Below are 18026 nucleotides of genomic sequence, written 5' to 3' on the forward strand. Positions count from 1 at the left end.
ATGAAAACGGCAGTTGTCACGGATAGTACAGCCTATATCCCGAAGGAATTAAGAGAAAAATTGAATATATATATGATTCCTCTTAGTGTTATTTTTGGAAATGAGACCTATCAGGAAGAAGTGGATATTAGTGCTTCTGCATTCTATGAAGAGGTAAAGCATAAGGAGCTTCCAACAACATCACAGCCTCCGGTTGGAAAGTTTGTTGAGCTTTTTGAAAAGCTTGCAGTGGAATATGATGCAGTCATCAGTATCCATCTATCAAGTGGAATTAGCGGGACATTCCAAGGTTCCGTTACTGCTGGAAATATGGCGGAAGGAATTGAAGTCTACCCTTTTGATTCCGAAATCAGCTGCATGGTCCAAGGATTCTATGTGCTTGAAGCAGCAGAAATGGCCGCTGCAGGAAAATCCCCGAAAGAAATCATGTCTCGACTGAATGAAATGAAGGAATCTATTCGTGCCTACTTCATGGTAGATGACTTATCTCATTTGCAGCGCGGTGGACGTCTATCAAGTGCCCAGGCGCTAATCGGCAGCCTGCTTCAGGTGAAACCCCTTCTTCACTTTGAAGACAAAGTGATCGTCCCATTTGAAAAAATCCGCACACGCAAAAAGGCAATGAAACGAATTGTCGAATTGCTCGAAGATGCTGTCAAGAGCGGTGAGCAGTATCGTGCAGCCATCATTCATGCCAACAGAGAAGAAGAAGCATATGAATGGAAAGCAGAGCTCGAAGCACAGTTCCCGAACGTAGAATTTATGATCAGCTATTTCGGACCAGTCATTGGCACCCATCTTGGCGAAGGCTCCATGGGACTTGGCTGGGTGAAGAAGAAGTAAGTTTTTTGATCGGTATATGATTGAACAAGGGAGGCGCGCCTGCTGTTATTTTGAAAAAACAGCGGGCGTGAATCTCTTAATTGACAGAATCCGGATAAGCTTGGTAGTCAAAAGGCGTTCAAAACGTCCGAAAAAGCGAATCCTCGGAAAACTGGTAGTTAAGGAGCGTTCAAAACGCCCAAAAAAGCGTAGCCTCAGAAAACTGGTAGTTAAGGAACGTTCATAACGCCCGAAAAAGCGGAGCTTCAGAAAACTGGTAGTTAAGGAACGTTCATAACGCCCGAAAAAGCAAATCCCCGGAAAAACGGTAGTTAAGAAACGTTCATATCGCCAGCCACTCCCATACAGCTTTCATCTATATAAAAAACGAATAGGAATAACCATAAAAAAAGCATAAAAAAAGCATAAAAGAGGTGTTCTTTTGAGATTTGCACAAATCCATTCAAAACTCATTCCTGACAAACTCCTGCACTCTCCAGAAAAGACATATCCTATTTCCTCCTTTGAACAAATTTCAACAGCTCAGCAAACAAACCCAAACTACATCTACAATCAAGAACTCCAACAGCAGCTAGCTGGAAAACAGCTTTTACCAGACGACCTCACCATCTCCATCGAAGAAATCCAAGAACACTTCGAAAATGGTTACCTTATTTACCGGAAAGGAATTCACTTAGAAAAAAATAAGCCCATCTGCATTCGCTGTGGCAACAAAGATCTGCATTTTTTCGGCCGCTTTCCTTGTGCTCGATGTGGCGAAGATTGTCTGTATTGCAGAAAATGCATCATGATGGGACGTGTAAGTGCATGCACCCCACTAATTAGTTGGACTGGTCCCGACCAACAACTGGAATCCACCAGTCTGCAGCTATCTTGGGCTGGTTCCTTATCTGATGGCCAACAAACAGCCTCCAAACGAGTGGTTCAAGCGATCAATGAAAACAAAGAGCAGCTCGTTTGGGCGGTTTGCGGTGCTGGAAAAACGGAAGTGCTTTTTGAAGGAATAGATGCCGCAATTACCGCTGGAAAAAGGGTCTGTCTTGCCACTCCAAGAACCGATGTTGTCCTTGAACTAACTCCACGTCTCAAAAAGGTATTTCCAAACATTCAAGTAGCTTCCCTCTATGGCGGAAGTGAGGATCGTCATCTCAATGCACCATTAACAATCACAACCACTCACCAGCTTCTGCGTTTTTATCAAGCTTTTGATACAGTCATCCTGGATGAAGTCGATGCTTTTCCGTATTCTGTTGACGAATCCCTCCAATATGCTGTCCGCCAATCACGCAAAACGCTTTCATCCATGATCTATCTAACCGCAACACCGAATGAAAAATGGCAAGCAGAATGCATCAAGGGAAAAAGAGAATACGTCACGATCCCAGCGCGCTACCACCGCCATCCTCTCCCTGTTCCAAGTTTTCAATGGTGTGGAAATTGGGAAAAGGGACTTCAAAAGAAGAGGCTGCCCCGAAACATAATCCAATGGATAAATAAACGTCTAGATGCAGAAAAGCAATGCCTTCTGTTTATTCCGAAAATCGACAAAATGGAAAAAATCCTACCCCTTATTAGATTACTCCACCCAAAAATAGAAGCAGTCCATGCCGAAGACCCCAAACGAAAGGGAAAAGTTCAGGCAATGCGCAACAAAGAAATCCCGCTGCTTCTAACAACGACAATATTAGAAAGAGGGGTTACTTTTCCAAATATTGATGTGGCCGTCCTTGGCGCAGAGGATCGAATTTTTACCGAAAGTGCTCTTGTCCAAATTGCTGGCCGTGTTGGCAGAAGTGCGGCTGCTCCAGGTGGTGAGATCACCTTTTTTCATTATGGAAAAACAGATGCCATGATTCGCGCGCGAAAACAAATCCTGCAAATGAACGAAGAAGCACGAAAGAAAGGACTGATTGATTATTGAATATTGTCTTGTTTGCGATGCAGGGATTCTTCCACAAGTAAGCTGGACCACCCTGTTTTCTAAAGAAAACACAAGCCATTTATGTACTGAGTGCAGTGGGAAGTTAGAAATGATTAAAGGGGAAGCATGCCGAAATTGTGACCGTCCACTTGCAAATGTAGAACCCCAATATAAAGTCGAAGATCAGTGTTTGGACTGTATTCGCTGGGAGAAGGATGGGGAATGGGCAGATATGCTTAAGAAAAATCACTCACTCTTCATATACAATGAGTTTGCTCAAGAAGTGATTGCCCGCTATAAATACCGTGGAGATTATGTACTAGCCCAGGCATTTGCGCCTTTTATCAATCGGAAGCTCCACTCAATCACTTTTGATATAATCGTGCTCATCCCATTAAGTGAAGAACGTCTATACGAACGTGGCTTTAACCAATCGGAAGCTTTGATATGTGCAAGTGGCTATAAACCAACCCGTCTCCTCACCCGAACACATGCTGAGAAACAATCGAAGAAATCCCGTTCAGAACGCATTCACATCCCACAAGTGTTCCACACAAAGGAAAGCATTCCAAACCAGCGAATTCTTCTTATGGACGATATTTACACAACTGGCTCCACACTCAGACATGCAGCTAAGATCCTAATAGAAGCAGGTGCACAATCGGTATGCTCCCTAACCATAGCAAGGGGTTAATAGAATTCCATAAATCATCCATTTCTTAAAATCAGAACTCGGGCTATAATGAATGAAAAAGATTTGTTATACAAGGAGGAGCACGGAATGGATGAGCTAACAAATTGTCCAAACTGCAATGATATATTTGTAAAAAATAAATTCCGCGATATCTGCCAAAACTGCTGGAAAGAGGAAGAAAAGACCTATGAAACGGTCTATCAATTCATCCGCAAACGCGAAAACCGCGCAGCAACAATGGAACAAGTGGTAACAGCAACAGGAGTCGATGAAGAACTGATCCTTAAATTCATCAAAACCGGCCGCCTTAAACTAACCCAATTTCCAAACCTCGGCTATCCATGCGACAAATGCGGAGCTATCATTCGAACAGGAAAGCTCTGTGAAAACTGTACAGAACTTCTGAGAAAAGAGCTTGATATCCATACAATGGAGGAAGAGCGCAGACTGGAAATTGAGAGAAGAGAAAAGAATGCGACTTATTTTACGATGGATGAAAGAATCAAAGGGAAAAGATAATAAGAGGAAATTATTAATAAAATTTGAACCTGAAACACAAATCACATAAAAAATAGTACAAAAGTAAGTTCGGAGTCGTATGGCTCTGAACTTTTTTAGTTCCTTTTTCGTAAAATTTGTTGCTTTTTATATTTGAGAGTGTCCAAATACGTTTGTGTTGTAAGCATAATTAGACCTATTGTTCAACGGCCGATTCCTGAAATATCCAAGTAAGCTTTAGTTAATATTATGGCAACTATACCGATATTAACATTATAGAAAGCATTGTACGGGAGTGGAACATATGCAGGTCAATCAAACTTCACATCATCATTTACCCATTTCTGAAAGTTCTTTTGAACTGAAGGAAGGGGAAGTATATAGAGCAACGATAAAAGAAAAATTGACAGATAATGAAGCGGTTCTACAAATAAAAGGTAAAGAACTGCTTGCTAAATTCGAAGATGGCGTGCCATCAGGGAATCGTGTAACTATTTTAGTGAGTGATCGAAAAGAACAAATGGTCAATGTGAAAACAATTGCAGCTGACAATATGAAAGCTGGATCACAGGTAGTTAGTGAAGAAAAAATACTACAAAGCATCGGACTAACAGGAAAAGAAAGCCCAGTCGTGAAACAGTCTGTGCAAATTCTATTAGATAAGGGTGCGCCAATCTCGAAGGAAATTGTTAATGGGCTGAAAGGATTTATGGAAACAGCTCAGGGATCGAACGAAGAAAAAATTGAAACTGTTAAAGCATTAGCAAATAAGAGACTCGATGCAACACAGGTTCAACTTCGTGCTGTCCATGAAGCTTTACACGGCAAGCCATTAAATGAGGTGCTATCTAATCTAGCAAAAGAAATTAACCCGAAGTTTAAACTAGAGCCAAAAGAAACTGTTAGCAAAAGTCAGCAGGAACCGGTTGTTCAAAGAGGTACAACGCCATCTGCTAAGGAAGTTGAGCCTGTTAAGGTTGTGCAGCCACAAGCAGCAAGCAATCCCACGAATGAAGGGATCAAAAAAGATAATACTGCTGCACAAGTTAGTGAACTTGTTCGAAATAGCCGTGAGTTCGTAGAAAAAGAACCAGATCTTAGAAAGGCAATTCAACAAATAAGAGAAGATATTATTAAAAATCCCAAAATAGACCGTGAATCAGCACAGAAAATTGAAAAAGCTGCCCTTGAAGCAGAAAAACTGCAATCAATCGGAAAGGACCGTCTTATTCAAGCTTTGAAAAATGCGGAGGCACAGCTGTTGAAAATAGAGCAGCAACCAGATCAATCAAAAGCACAACAACAGCCGGCAGCAGTCGAGCTTTTGAAGCAGGATGCACAACAAGTAAGAGAATTCATCCAACAGGTCCGTGCACAGGCCCAAGCCGAGCCAGATATAAATAAAATCTTACAAAAAGTTCAAGACCAAATAATTAATAATAAACGAATCGATCCCGAACTGGTACGTGATATCGAACGTCTAGCTAAACAAGCAACCCAATTAGACCAAGCGGGCCGTGAACGCCTTACAAAGATACTTGAGCAAGTAGAAGCATTATTAAAACAAAATGAAACACAAGCAAAGATACCAAAAAATAGTTCGAATTCAAATGTAAAAGATCAGTCTGCAATAAACAATCAGCAGATAAGTAATTCAGCTAAAAACGCAGAAGGCACAGATCAAACAAAAACAAATGAAATTCGTCCTTCTGAACTAATTAAACAAGCACTAAAGCAGTTGCAGAAGGAACCAGATCTAGAGCGTGCTCTGAATCAAGTACGAAAAGAAATAACGAGTCACCCGAATATTGATTTGAAAACCATTGATAAGGCTGAAAAAGCCATTAATCATGCGACCCAGCTGCAAGATAAAGGTCGTGAGATTGCAGCCCGGCAGAATATAACAAAAGAGCTAACACAAATGGAACAAGAATTGGCTAAAACTGAACCAGCACCAACTACAAGCCAAAAGGCTACACTTGACGTGCAATACGATATAAATGAGCAATTGCAATCTTTAAATATTCAATCAAAAGATATAATCGTTACGAAGGTGACTCAAAAGCTTGCTCAAGCAACACATGATTTTCGAGAGTTGAAACGAGAGATTTCGAGAAATCTAGACAATGTAGAGCACTTAATTAACACATATAAGAAAAATGCCTATCCGCAAGCCAAACAAATGCTAGAAACGGCAATCAGCAAGCTGGACAATGCCATTTTAAAAAGCGAAATGATGCTGCTCACTGATATGAAAACTGAAAAACAGCTCATGCAGGCAAGCGCCCAATTAGCAGAAGCGAAAAAACTCCTTTCAAAAGGGGACCATGCTGAAGCAGGGAAAATTGTTAGTGAAGTTAAAATACTAGTGGACAAGTTGATATTCAAGCCAACTGAGCAAAAAATGATGCATTTCGTTAACAAGGAAAGTATGGCCTTGGAAAATCGCTCCCCTTCACAGCAAATGCTATCGCAATTTGGAGACACCGCACGCGGCTTTGCTAACCAGGAGCCATCAGCAAGGCAGATGTTCGAAATGGTTCGTTCCCTTGGACTTAACCATGACAGTGATGTAGCTAACTCACTTGTCTTCCAGAAAAACGAACAATCGCTGCAAGAACAGCAGCAACAGCAAAATTTAAAAGCGGCACTTTTGAAATTAACACAAGGTGAGGAAACAAATTCGAAAGTGGTCCAGCAGGCAGAACAAGCTCTAACAAACCTCACTGGCCAACAATTATTAAGCAAATCTGATGCAAATGGTACGCTGCAAAGCATGTTTTTCAACCTTCCTATGATGCTTGGCGAAAAGCCTGAAAACCTTCAAGTCTTTATCAATTCGAAAAATGAAGGGCAGCAGGTCGATTGGGAAAACTGTAATCTATACTTTTTATTAGAAACAAAAAAATTAGGCGATGTTGGAATTCTGCTTAATACAACTGACCGAAATTTATCGATTACGATCAAAAATGATCTCCCAGGCTTTAAAGAAAGGATGGAGCCATTAGCATCATTTACGAAAGAAAAGCTTAAAGAAGTCGGATATAACGTAGGCAGCATTCAGTTTACGAGAATGAGTTCAGGTACTGGAAAGTCCACTCTGCAAGAAGAGTCAGAAACACAAACAAGTAGAGTAAAGAAATCTAGACCAGTCTTCACTGAGAAGGGAATGGACTTCAAAATATGATGGTTACCAACAATTACTACAATCAAAAAAGACGCAAAGAAATCAACGGCCCTTCAGCCGCTGTTATTAAATACGATGAAGAAACTGGAAAATCACCAACCATTGTCGCACAAGGAAAAGGCCAGTTAGCCCAACAAATCATCGAACTTGCTCAAAAAAATAATGTCCATATGCAAGAAGACTCCTCACTTGTTGCAAACTTATTAGATATGGACTTAGGAGACAATATTCCTCCTCAGCTTTACTCTGTTATGGCAGAGATTCTTGTGTTGATTGAGGAAATGGAAAGGAACTACTAAAAAACTATTTACAAAACTATTAAAAGTTAGGAAAGTTCAACCGATAAAAGGAACAGTAGAGAATTTTGGAGGTGCGCACACTGTGTCCGACTTCTTAACAAAAGAAATGATTTATCAAAAGTCATCACAAGAAATTACGGCATTATTATATGAATCTTGTATAACTAGTTTGGAAGAAGCAATCGAGTATATTAATGGCAAGGACTTCATTATCGCTAATCAAAAATTGCAAAAGGCAAATGATATTTTACATAGGCTTGGAGCGGGACTGAACTATGAGGCAGGCATCGTTTCTGACCAGCTGGATGCAATCTATAACTATTCAGCGGATAAGCTGTTCGAAGCAAATCTCACAAAGGATCCTTCGATAATAAAAGAAGTGATTGCTATTCTTGAAGACATATCGAAAGCATGGAATGAAGCATTGAAAAAACCAAAGCAGCCAATAAATGCAAATAGACAAAAAGCAATGGCATACGAGAAAAACGTTTTAATTGATCAATAGGTGAAAAAGGGGATATAGAGAATGAAAATCAACCATAATATTCAAGCATTGAATGCATACCGTAACCTATACCAAAACCAATTTAACACATCAAAAAACTTAGAAAAACTATCATCAGGTCTTCGCATAAATCGTGCAGCAGATGATGCGGCAGGTCTAGCTATTTCTGAAAAAATGCGTTCACAGATCCGTGGCTTAAAGCAAGCAGAACGTAATTCTTTAGACGGTGTTTCTTTAATGCAAACAGCAGAAGGAGCAATGACAGAAGTTCATTCTATGCTACAAAGAATGCGTGAATTAGCAATTCAAGCAGCTAATGACACAAATACTACATCTGACCGCCAAGCGATTCAATTAGAAATTGACCAATTAACGAAAGAGATTGACAGCATCGCTGCAAAAACAGAATTCAACACAAGAAAGCTGTTAGACGGTTCAAGTGCAGCTGATACACAATACATCGTTGGCGAAATGGAAAAAACGAATATTAAACAGGTACCAAGAGTAGTTGATGCATCACTCGCAACTGGTCGTTATGAAATTGGTGTTATCAACAATCCTGAACTAACTTATAAATTAAATCAGCCTGGAGCAGGTGTGAGCTCAGCTTCTGTTATTGCGATTGAGGAAAGTACATTTATAAATGATGGAGCTGGAATCGGAACATCTCCAAAGGTAATTGATTCTTCAATAAAAGATGGATCATATGAAATTATTGTGAACAATGATACTGCACTGAGTACAAGGGAAATTATAGTTGAAGGTATGGATCCTGACACTGGTATTTGGGGACAAATTGATAGTATTACATACGATCCTAGTGTATGGTCACCTTCTAAATTAGATGTTGGAGGGTTTGAGATAGATCTATCAACGATTTCAAGTACTAATGGTTCTCATCAGAGCACATTCAATGTTAAAACCAACGATCTCGCCCTCGGTGAATACACAATCGTTGCTTCCGACTACCAAGTAGATAAAGATGGAAACAAGAGTGCAACAATCGAAGTATTCGATCCAAATGGCTTCTCAATTGGCAAAAAAGCTGCAGTCATTGGTAAAGATAGACCGGATGCGATCGAAACAATTGGCACAGCTGACGGCAAACAAGTAAAAATTGATACGAGCTTAATTACACAAGCGGGTACAGCAAAGGTGCAAATTGAGAATAAATTAACGATTGCTGTTTCAAAAGTACAGACAGATGAAAATGGGGACCCAATTCCTGGTTCTCAATCAACACCAATCACTTTCCAAAAGGAATTAACAACAAATAACGGAATCTTACAGCATGGTGGAATTGAATTAACATTTGGAGCAAATGCTCGAAAAGGTGAATCACAGTTTGATCTTACAAATAAAGCACTAAGCTTCCAAATCGGTGCGAATACGGATCAAAGCCTCTTTATCGACGTTCCAGAGCTTAGCACAGTTAAGTTGGGCATCGATGGACTAAGTGTACTGACACATCAAGATGCAAATGATGCGATCTTCCGAATTGAACAAGCTGTAACCAAAATTTCAGCTACTCGTTCAAAACTTGGAGCAACACAAAACCGTCTAGAGCATACGATTAGCAACTTGCAAACAACTCATGAAAACCTAACATCTTCTGAATCACGTATTAGAGATGCAGATATGGCGCTAGAAATGACTGAGTTCACAAAGAATAATATTCTAAACCAATCAGCTCAAGCGATGCTTGCTCAAGCAAACCAATTGCCACAAGGGATTTTACAATTACTTCAACGTTAATCTAATATAGAGAGGCGTGCCCGATACGTACGGTGCACCCTCTCTTTTCTGTATCAAGTATGTTAAAATAACAATAATATTTGATGGAATACGATGAGAAAGGTGGGAAAAGCATGGATGTTCAGAAGGTTGGGAAAACGGGTCTTGAAGGAATCAAGAGTAAACAGAGTGTGCCAACAGAAAGCATTTCTTTCCAAGAGGTAATGGCAAAAGGGCGTACAAATGTCGTCTACGAAAGACTAACAAAAATGGTCTCAGAAATTGAAGACCAAGGGAAAGTGCTTGCAGAAAAGCGAACAGTTGACCATCTTCGTAAATACAAAAAAATGGTGAAGGAATTCATGGAAGAAGCTGTTCAGCACGGACTCCAGCTTGAAGAGCAGCGGGGCTTTAATCGCCGTGGCCGAACGAAAATCTATAAAATTGTCAAAGAAGTAGACAGCAAACTCATTGATTTAACGAATACAGTCCTCGATAAAGAGAAGAATAGCTTAGATATCCTAAACAAAATAGGCGAAATAAAAGGATTGCTCATCAATATCTACACGTAACGTACCGCTTTTTTGATAAAGGGGTACTTTTTTTGCATTCTTTCTAAAAAAATTCACAATCATGCCGATATAAGAAATAGAAAATATAATCGGAATAGGCGAGGTAGGCAATAATAGGAAATAACGATGAAAGAGGTGAGGATCGTGAAAATCAACAATATTAGACCAATGAACATGAATCCATATAACAAGCAAATTGATAAATTAGATAAAATGCAGGCACCAAAGCGTAAAGACCAGCTTGAAATCTCAACAGAGGCTATGCAATTGCAGCAGGGCGGAAATCAAATAGAAATTGAAAGACAGCAAAAGGTGAATGAACTAAAAAGCAAGGTGGAATCCGGCGAATATAAAGTAAATCCAGAAGAAGTTGCACGAAAGATCTATTCATTCTGGAATAATGAATAATCGAGGTGGACGTTTTGTCAGTGGAAAACATCATTACATCTTTAGAAAACCTACTGTCTCTGCATATTGAACTGATCGATAAGTCCCGTTCAAAAACGGAGGTTATTAAAAGCGGGGATGTAGAGGCTTTGAAAATGATCACTAGTGAGGAACGGAATTTCATAAAGTCAATCAATCATGAACAAAAGGATTTATTAAACCATACGATCCTATTCCTCGCTGCTAATGAGCAAACAATGGAAAACCCAACTCTAAGGGATTGTTTAGCCTATATGGAGAAAGAGGATCGTGAGAAGCTAACGAATCTGCAAACACTGCTCACCAAACAAGTGGTAGCTTTAAAGAAACAGAATGACTTGAATCAGCAGCTATTAGAACAGTCATTGGCATTTGTACAAATGTCGCTAGATTTATTAAAACCTGATATGGATACATTTAATTATGAGCGGCCAGATCAGCAGCGTTCTTATGAGCAAGAGGGCCGCTCCATTTTTGATTCAAATGCATAACGGAGGTTGTGAACAATGCGTTCAACTTTTCAGGGCTTAGAGATTGCCCGTCGAGGGATAAATACACAGCAGGCTGCTTTATATACGACTGGGCATAATATTGCCAATGCAAATACACCAGGCTATACAAGACAAAGAGTGAACTTTTTACAAACTGAGGCATTCCCTTCAGTTGGTTTCAATCGACCACAGATTCCTGGACAAATGGGTACAGGTGTTCAAGTTGGTGATGTTCAAAGAATAAGAGATTCATTTGTTGATATGCAGTTTCGTAACGAAACTAGTAAGCTAGGATACTGGCAGGCGAAAGCGGAACAGACATCACAAATGGAGAATATTATGAATGAGCCTTCAGATACTGGACTAGCTAGTACACTTGATCAATTCTGGAATTCATTACAGGATCTCGCCGTTCAGCCACAAAATAACGGGGCAAGACGTGTGGTGCGTCAGCGCGGAATCTCTGTTGCAGATACATTTAATTATATGCACAATGCGATGAAAGCCATCCAAAAGGATTATAGAAATGAAATTAATGTGACTGAACAAAGAATGAATTCACTGCTCCGTCAAATTAATCAAGTAAATAAACAAATTGGCTCGATTGAACCACATGGATACTTGCCAAATGATTTATATGATCAGAGAGATCGTCTCGTCGATGAATTATCATCAATGGTTAATGTGAAAATTGAACCGAAGCATAGTGGAGGTGTGGCTTCTGCTAATGCGGAAGGCCTCTACGATATTTACTTGGCGACACCACAGGGGGAAATCCTGCGTGATTCAGGAAACAGACCAATTAAGCTGATTGATTCATCGTCAGGGACAGCAACGGGAATCCATATTCAATATGATAATCGTGTGGAACAGGATAGTCCTGTTGCAGAGATAAAGTTCTTTGAGTTGAAAGACAATGAACCAGGGTTTAAAGGTTTATCACAAATTGATGCAGATAATAGTCAATCCTCTGTGTATAAATTAAGCTCATTTTCTCAGTTGAACACAAATGGGAATTTAAAAGGATTAATTGAAGGTTATGGTTATAAAAGCAATGTGAATGGTGTGGAATCTGTAGAAGGATTATATAATAACATGCTTGCAGATTTAGATGTCATGGCCTTTACATATGCTAATCAATTTAATATCGTGCATCAATCAGGCTGGAGTCCGAATGAAATCCGAAATGGTGCAGATGTCCAACAAGATTTCTTTTCATTTGGTGTACTCCAGCTTTCGGCAGATAACCCAAAAGGAGCTGCTGCCAATATTCGAGTATCCCAGGCTATTTTGGATGATGTTGATAATATCGCTGCAGCAGCTGAAGGAAATGTGTTATCAGGGGTAATGGTTCGTAAACCGACTGTAAATAGTGGAACGATTGGTAATCCCATCATCTCAGGAATATATGATAAAACTGTCGCGGAAGCAGCTGTACCTGGTTTCAATAACGCAGAAAAGGTAAACATTTCATTGAAGTATGAATCGGGTGCATGGTCGTATAAACTGACAGCTGCAGATTCAAACGGAACGCCGCTCAATCCTGAATTATCCCATACTGGACAAATCGATTCAACAGAAAAAAGCATCAGTATTTTTGGTGTAAATATCGACCTCTCTAGTATGAGTGCACAACAGAATGGAGACGAGTGGTCATTCGAATTTAATGCTGACGGTGTGAAATCTGCGGATGAAGCATTTATCGGAAATGGATCCAATGCTTTAAAGCTTGCTGAAGTAAAGGATGCGATCCTTAATTATGGAGGTAGCCTGACAAATGTCCAAACCTTTTACCAAGGGATGATTGGAACATTAGGAGATATTGCTTCAGAAGCAAACCGCATGGTGGAAGTATCTGCCACGCTCAGCGAGTCAGTTGACAAAAATCGAATGTCCATTAGTAGTGTATCTCTCGATGAAGAGATGACAGATATGATTAAATTTCAGCATGCATACAATGCAGCAGCAAGAAATATTACGATGATTGATGAGATGCTTGATAAGATTATTAATGGTATGGGTGTAGTAGGAAGATAAGGTAGGTGAGCGATGATGCGCGTTACACAAGGGATGTTAATTAATAACAATATGAAGTATTTGAGTCAAAACTATAATCGGTTAACGAGTTTGAATGACCAATTGATGTCAGGGAAGAAGATCTCTAAACCATCTGATGACCCTGTTATTGCTATGAAGGGCATGCATTACCGAAGTCAAGTAACAGAAATTGCCCAATTTAAGCGAAACTTAAATGAAGGCTTTAACTGGATGGATAGTGCAGATTCAACCCTTAATGAAGCGGGACAAGTCCTTCAGCGAATTCGTGAACTAACTGTTCAAGGGTCTAATGACAGCTATGACGCAACAGCCCGCGGCAATATTGCGAAGGAAATTGAACGTTTACAAGAGCATCTCGTTGCATTAGGAAATGCAAAAGTCGGTGATAATTTCATTTTTAATGGAACAGACTCAGATAAGAAACCGATTAACGAAAATCAATTAAATGTTGATTTTGGTAAATTTGTTGGTGAAGCCGATAAGCAAGGATATGTTATCAGTTACCAAGGCCAAACATTTAAATATACTTCTGATAATACGTTCGTATCAGCAAGTGGTGAAAAAATGATCGTTGACCCAGACACTCAACGTGTAACGTATCAATACAAAGAAGCGATTGAGCATCGTGACGGGGAAATGACAGATGTTGAAAAGACGCTTTCTGCAGAGAAACTAGTCATTTCGAAAGAAAGTGCTGTCTCCAAGAACACCGAAGATGTTGCCATCGAAGTTATGAAGGGAATTAAAATCCCAATCAATATTCAGCCACAAGGAGCGTTCTCCGTTGAATTATTTAGTGGCCTAGAATCATTGAAAAAAATGTTGAATGACCCTTCGACTGAAGGAAAAGACGTGAATAAAACCCTCGATCACCTTGATCGAATGATGAATGACGTTGTTTCAACGAGAGCTGAACTTGGTGCGAGGACCAATCGAGCGGAAATGGTACAAAACCGCCTTCTTGAGCAGGAAGTCATCGCCAAGAAAACCGTTTCGGAAAATGAAGATGTTGATTTTGAACAAGTCATCATAGACTTGAGCATCCAAGAAAATCTTCATAAAGCGTCTTTGGCTGTCGGTGCAAGACTAATCCAGCCAACATTGATGGATTATTTGAGGTAGATTAGGAAAGCCCTGTGAATTGAACTCACAGGGTTTTTTAGATAGAAGATGTGCTCCATCGCATTAGGAAATAAGGATGCAGGATGTTACAATACTGAAAAAAAGGACATGATGAAATGAAAATACAAACAAAATACCATGGTGAAATGTCATTTACCCCTGAAGACATTTTCTATTTTGAAAAAGGCATTCCCGGCTTTCCAGAAGAAACACAATTTATTTTAATCCCATTGTCAGAGGACAATTTATTTCAGGTTCTACAATCAATCAGCAATCAAGCTATTGCGTTTATCGTAACAGATCCGTTCTTTTTCAAGAAAGACTATGATTTTACACTTGAGGATGCAATGGTCGAAAGTCTTCAGCTCGAAAAAGAAACAGATGTCCAAGTGCTGGTAATCCTAACACCAAAAGATCCATTCAGCCAATCAACAGCCAATCTTCAAGCACCTGTCATCATTAATCAGAAAAACCGTAAAGCAAGGCAAGTAATCCTGAATAACACAAACTATCAAACAAAGCATCCTCTCTTTGCAGAGGAACCAATCGCTGCAAAGGAGTGATCAGCCATGCTCGTACTATCCCGAAAAAAAGGCGAAACCATCAAAATCGGCGATGACATCGAAATCACCATCGTTGCCCTAGCCAACGACCAAGTCAAAATCGGTATCCAAGCACCGAGAAATATCGAAATCCTTCGTAAAGAACTATACGAAGAAACCCAACACGAAAACAAAGCAGCCACCGCTTCCGTAGCCAATTTACTATCAAACATAAAAAATCTGTCGAACTTCAAAAAATAATTTCGAAAAACAGTAAACACTCCTGAATTTCCTCCGATATTACTAATGTAAGAGGGAACCAAGGCGGCCGACTTGCTTCCCTCCGAAAAATCAGATGGTTCACAAGGACGTGAACCCGACATTCAAGGAGGAAATTTAAAATGAGAATTAATCATAATATTGCGGCGTTGAATACTTATCGTCAGTTGAATACTGCATCGACTGCACAATCAAAATCTATGGAGAAATTAGCTTCCGGTCTTCGAATTAACAAAGCTGGGGATGATGCAGCGGGTCTAGCAATCTCTGAAAAAATGCGTGGGCAGATTCGTGGATTAGAGATGGGTTCAAAAAATGCTCAAGATGGCATTTCTTTAATTCAAACGGCTGAAGGTGCATTAAATGAGACTCATGATATTCTTCAACGTATGCGTGAACTAGCTGTTCAATCATCAAATGATACAAATACTAACGATGATAGAACTGAAATTCAAAAAGAAGTTACACAGCTTGCTGAGGAAATAACACGTATTGCAAAGAACACAGAATTCAATACACAAGGCTTATTAGATGGGTCTTTTACAGGTAAATTCCATATTGGTTCTAATGCTGGACAAAGCCTTGAAATCTCAATTGATGCTATGGATGCCTCTACGTTATTAGTAGGTACTGGTGGTACGACTACATATACGGGAGGTACACCAAGCGCTGTTACTGGAACAGCTTCTAACGTTAGTATTTCTGCAACAGGCACTTACGCTGGAGCAGATGCTACAGGTGTGACGGTAAATACTGCTAATTTAACAGTAACCCCAAGTACAGTTTACGGTTCTACTGATTCAAATGTATCTAGTGCAACTGGCTTTACAGGGAATGTAAGTAACATTGAATTAACATGGACTGACAGTTATGAAGTTACATCTGCACCAAGCACTGGTACAATTTCCAATATTTCTGGATTTACTGGAAGCCTAGCAGATATGACTATTAGCTACACTGAAGCAGGTGGAGCTGCAGGAATTGATGACGCCGCAGACATATCAATAGATGTAAATGGTGGAGGAGCAGGAGCGTGGTCTGCGACTGCATTTAATGGTACTAAAGTAACTATTTCAGATGGAACGCAATCATTTGATATTGATATGGCTGGAATTACATCTGGTAATGATACAGGAGCTTTCTCAATTGGGAAAAGTGGAGATATTTCAATTGGAGAAATTGGAATAGATGTAAATAGTGGAGGAGCAGGAGCATGGGCTGCAACTGCGGTTAATGGTAGTGTTGTAACCATTTCAGATGGAACGCAATCATTTGATTACGATATGAGTGGAGAAGCCGATGGAGTAGCAACTAGTCAATTCAGTATTACTGGTACAGCTGGAAATACTTATGGTGGAACAATTGACATTGGTGGAACAACATTTTCTGTAGCTGGAAATGGCGCTGCGACTGCAACAACTGGCACGTATGCTGGTCTAACTGTTGATGTAACAGGAGCTGCGGCTAATCAAACAGGAACTTTTGATATCTCCGGAAGAACAGCAGGAGCTACAGCACCTGTTGCGGGTATCGACGTATCATCTCAAGCTGCAGCTGATTCAGCGATAACTGTTATTAATGATGCTATTAAGACTGTTTCAGGTCAACGTTCTGCATTAGGTGCTTACCAAAACCGTTTAGAGCATACTATAAACAACTTGAACACATCTTCTGAAAACTTAACAGCTGCGGAATCACGTGTACGTGACGTAGATATGGCGAAAGAAATGATGGCACAAACTAAGAACTCTATTCTTTCTCAAGCAGCACAAGCAATGTTGGCTCAAGCGAACCAACAACCGCAAGGAGTTTTACAACTTCTTCGTTAATTTTAGATTATTTGGAAGGGACTCTAGTTTTGCTAGGGTCTCTTTTCTACTTTTAATTGAAAGGAGGCGAACTAATGAATCCTAATCAGTTAATTCAAGAAGGAAATATATTTAGGGAAACTGATAAGACTTCAGTGCGAGAAGAATATGTGGCTTGGGCAACTAAGGTTGCTCTTTATTTGGAAGAAAAATATCCGCAAACTAGTATTGCGGAAAAGACAAAGCTAATTAGCCAACATCTTTTCATGGCTTACAGGGTTGACTCTAATTACTTAGAATTAATGGGAATATTAAAAGGAATTTGTGAATATGAGCAATAACGGGAAACACGGGACGTTTTTCTTGTTTCATAAGTAATAGTGGGCAAGTCATAAGCCATCAACACCTGTCACCAAAAGCATAAATTTGAGTATCGTGCAATCTATGAAATACGGGTAGATGAAACAACTAGAATAACAAGCATATATCATAATATTGAACATACATGTACATGATGTTCGTCAAAATAGGGCTTCTCTCTTCGGAGGGAAGTCCTTTTCTATTTTGGAGGAGGAATCGTAATCATGAAAAATCAATCTGCAAAACGTGTGAACATTGTTAGCCTAAAGCTGGTAAAGGAATCGAGTATGCTTTACAAGAATCGCTGTGTTCGTAGTCCTGAAGATGGCTACCAATTGTTGAAGCAATTCCTTGGTGATGTTGACAGGGAATACTTTGTTGTTGTTTGCTTGGACACAAAAAATCAGCCAACAGCAATCAATATTTGTCACATAGGAAGCCTAAACGCAAGCATAGTACATCCAAGAGAATGCTTCAAGCCTGCCATTTTGAGTAATGCTGCTTCAATTCTAGTTGGGCACAATCATCCCAGCGGGAAAAGCATTGAAAGCAGGGAAGATGTGGAAGTCACCAAAAGATTAGTAGAAGCAGGCAAAATCATTGGTATTGATGTCATTGACCATATTGTGCTGGGTGATGGGGAATACGTTTCGCTTAAAGAAAAGGGATACATTTGAAAGGAGAGAG

18 protein-coding genes are annotated in these 18026 nt (G+C 39.8%); all 18 read left to right on the plus strand.

Annotated features, from left to right (window positions below):
- On the plus strand, positions 1-843 hold the full coding sequence (locus tag ACFYKT_RS09070) for a DegV family protein (RefSeq protein WP_389218556.1): 843 nt from the start codon (positions 1-3) through the stop codon (positions 841-843).
- A gap of 421 nt (positions 844-1264) precedes the next feature.
- Positions 1265-2764, plus strand: a complete 1500-nt coding sequence (locus ACFYKT_RS09075) for a DEAD/DEAH box helicase (RefSeq protein WP_389218559.1) — start codon at positions 1265-1267, stop codon at positions 2762-2764.
- Entirely contained in the window at positions 2754-3458 is a 705-nt protein-coding gene (locus ACFYKT_RS09080; protein ID WP_389218562.1) for a ComF family protein, read from the plus strand. The genes ACFYKT_RS09075 and ACFYKT_RS09080 overlap by 11 nt, the downstream gene beginning before the upstream one ends.
- Positions 3459-3545: 87 nt before the next feature.
- Positions 3546-3977: a TIGR03826 family flagellar region protein gene (locus tag ACFYKT_RS09085; RefSeq protein WP_389218565.1), complete on the plus strand. Its 432-nt coding sequence runs from the start codon at positions 3546-3548 to the stop codon at positions 3975-3977.
- A gap of 283 nt (positions 3978-4260) precedes the next feature.
- Positions 4261-7143, plus strand: a complete 2883-nt coding sequence (locus tag ACFYKT_RS09090) for a hypothetical protein (RefSeq protein WP_389218568.1) — start codon at positions 4261-4263, stop codon at positions 7141-7143.
- Positions 7143-7442, plus strand: coding sequence for an EscU/YscU/HrcU family type III secretion system export apparatus switch protein (locus ACFYKT_RS09095; protein WP_389219177.1), 300 nt, complete (start codon positions 7143-7145; stop codon positions 7440-7442). The genes ACFYKT_RS09090 and ACFYKT_RS09095 overlap by 1 nt, the downstream gene beginning before the upstream one ends.
- An 82-nt stretch (positions 7443-7524) precedes the next feature.
- On the plus strand, positions 7525-7947 hold the full coding sequence (fliS, locus tag ACFYKT_RS09100; protein ID WP_389218571.1) for a flagellar export chaperone FliS: 423 nt from the start codon (positions 7525-7527) through the stop codon (positions 7945-7947).
- Between the two features lie 21 nt (positions 7948-7968).
- Positions 7969-9702 carry a flagellin N-terminal helical domain-containing protein gene (locus ACFYKT_RS09105; protein WP_389218574.1) on the plus strand — a complete coding sequence of 578 codons (1734 nt, stop codon included), beginning with the start codon at positions 7969-7971 and terminating at the stop codon, positions 9700-9702.
- 113 nt (positions 9703-9815) lie between these two features.
- Complete coding sequence (locus ACFYKT_RS09110) at positions 9816-10253, plus strand: YaaR family protein (protein ID WP_389218577.1); 438 nt, start codon at positions 9816-9818, stop codon at positions 10251-10253.
- A 144-nt stretch (positions 10254-10397) separates the two neighbouring features.
- Positions 10398-10661, plus strand: coding sequence for a flagellar biosynthesis anti-sigma factor FlgM (gene flgM, locus ACFYKT_RS09115; RefSeq protein ID WP_389218579.1), 264 nt, complete (start codon positions 10398-10400; stop codon positions 10659-10661).
- A 20-nt stretch (positions 10662-10681) separates the two neighbouring features.
- A complete protein-coding gene (locus ACFYKT_RS09120; RefSeq protein ID WP_389218582.1) occupies positions 10682-11170 on the plus strand; it encodes a flagellar protein FlgN in 489 nt (162 codons plus the stop codon).
- A gap of 15 nt (positions 11171-11185) precedes the next feature.
- Positions 11186-13207, plus strand: coding sequence for a flagellar hook-associated protein FlgK (gene flgK, locus ACFYKT_RS09125; RefSeq protein ID WP_389218585.1), 2022 nt, complete (start codon positions 11186-11188; stop codon positions 13205-13207).
- Between the two features lie 12 nt (positions 13208-13219).
- On the plus strand, positions 13220-14350 hold the full coding sequence (gene flgL, locus ACFYKT_RS09130) for a flagellar hook-associated protein FlgL (RefSeq protein ID WP_389218588.1): 1131 nt from the start codon (positions 13220-13222) through the stop codon (positions 14348-14350).
- Positions 14351-14466: 116 nt separating this feature from the next.
- A complete protein-coding gene (fliW, locus tag ACFYKT_RS09135) occupies positions 14467-14913 on the plus strand; it encodes a flagellar assembly protein FliW (RefSeq protein ID WP_389218591.1) in 447 nt (148 codons plus the stop codon).
- A gap of 6 nt (positions 14914-14919) precedes the next feature.
- A complete protein-coding gene (gene csrA, locus ACFYKT_RS09140; protein WP_389218594.1) occupies positions 14920-15153 on the plus strand; it encodes a carbon storage regulator CsrA in 234 nt (77 codons plus the stop codon).
- Between the two features lie 140 nt (positions 15154-15293).
- Complete coding sequence (locus ACFYKT_RS09145; RefSeq protein ID WP_389218597.1) at positions 15294-17000, plus strand: flagellin N-terminal helical domain-containing protein; 1707 nt, start codon at positions 15294-15296, stop codon at positions 16998-17000.
- A 74-nt stretch (positions 17001-17074) separates the two neighbouring features.
- A complete protein-coding gene (locus ACFYKT_RS09150) occupies positions 17075-17320 on the plus strand; it encodes a hypothetical protein (protein WP_389218599.1) in 246 nt (81 codons plus the stop codon).
- A gap of 243 nt (positions 17321-17563) precedes the next feature.
- Entirely contained in the window at positions 17564-18016 is a 453-nt protein-coding gene (locus ACFYKT_RS09155; protein WP_389218602.1) for a JAB domain-containing protein, read from the plus strand.
- The last annotated feature ends 10 nt before the right edge of the window (positions 18017-18026 follow it).

The organism is Cytobacillus mangrovibacter, from assembly GCF_042865275.1.
In the GTDB taxonomy this organism is placed as follows: Bacteria; Bacillota; Bacilli; order Bacillales; family Cytobacillaceae; genus Cytobacillus; species Cytobacillus mangrovibacter.

Coding starts and splice junctions, on each gene's coding strand:
- ACFYKT_RS09145 (WP_389218597.1), top strand. CDS start 15,294: ATGAGAATTAATCATAATATTGCGGCGTTGAATACTTATCGTCAGTTG.
- flgL (WP_389218588.1), top strand. CDS start 13,220: ATGATGCGCGTTACACAAGGGATGTTAATTAATAACAATATGAAGTAT.
- ACFYKT_RS09150 (WP_389218599.1), top strand. CDS start 17,075: ATGAATCCTAATCAGTTAATTCAAGAAGGAAATATATTTAGGGAAACT.
- csrA (WP_389218594.1), top strand. CDS start 14,920: ATGCTCGTACTATCCCGAAAAAAAGGCGAAACCATCAAAATCGGCGAT.
- fliW (WP_389218591.1), top strand. CDS start 14,467: ATGAAAATACAAACAAAATACCATGGTGAAATGTCATTTACCCCTGAA.
- ACFYKT_RS09110 (WP_389218577.1), top strand. CDS start 9,816: ATGGATGTTCAGAAGGTTGGGAAAACGGGTCTTGAAGGAATCAAGAGT.
- ACFYKT_RS09090 (WP_389218568.1), top strand. CDS start 4,261: ATGCAGGTCAATCAAACTTCACATCATCATTTACCCATTTCTGAAAGT.
- ACFYKT_RS09105 (WP_389218574.1), top strand. CDS start 7,969: ATGAAAATCAACCATAATATTCAAGCATTGAATGCATACCGTAACCTA.
- ACFYKT_RS09095 (WP_389219177.1), top strand. CDS start 7,143: ATGGTTACCAACAATTACTACAATCAAAAAAGACGCAAAGAAATCAAC.
- ACFYKT_RS09085 (WP_389218565.1), top strand. CDS start 3,546: ATGGATGAGCTAACAAATTGTCCAAACTGCAATGATATATTTGTAAAA.
- flgK (WP_389218585.1), top strand. CDS start 11,186: ATGCGTTCAACTTTTCAGGGCTTAGAGATTGCCCGTCGAGGGATAAAT.
- ACFYKT_RS09070 (WP_389218556.1), top strand. CDS start 1: ATGAAAACGGCAGTTGTCACGGATAGTACAGCCTATATCCCGAAGGAA.
- ACFYKT_RS09155 (WP_389218602.1), top strand. CDS start 17,564: ATGAAAAATCAATCTGCAAAACGTGTGAACATTGTTAGCCTAAAGCTG.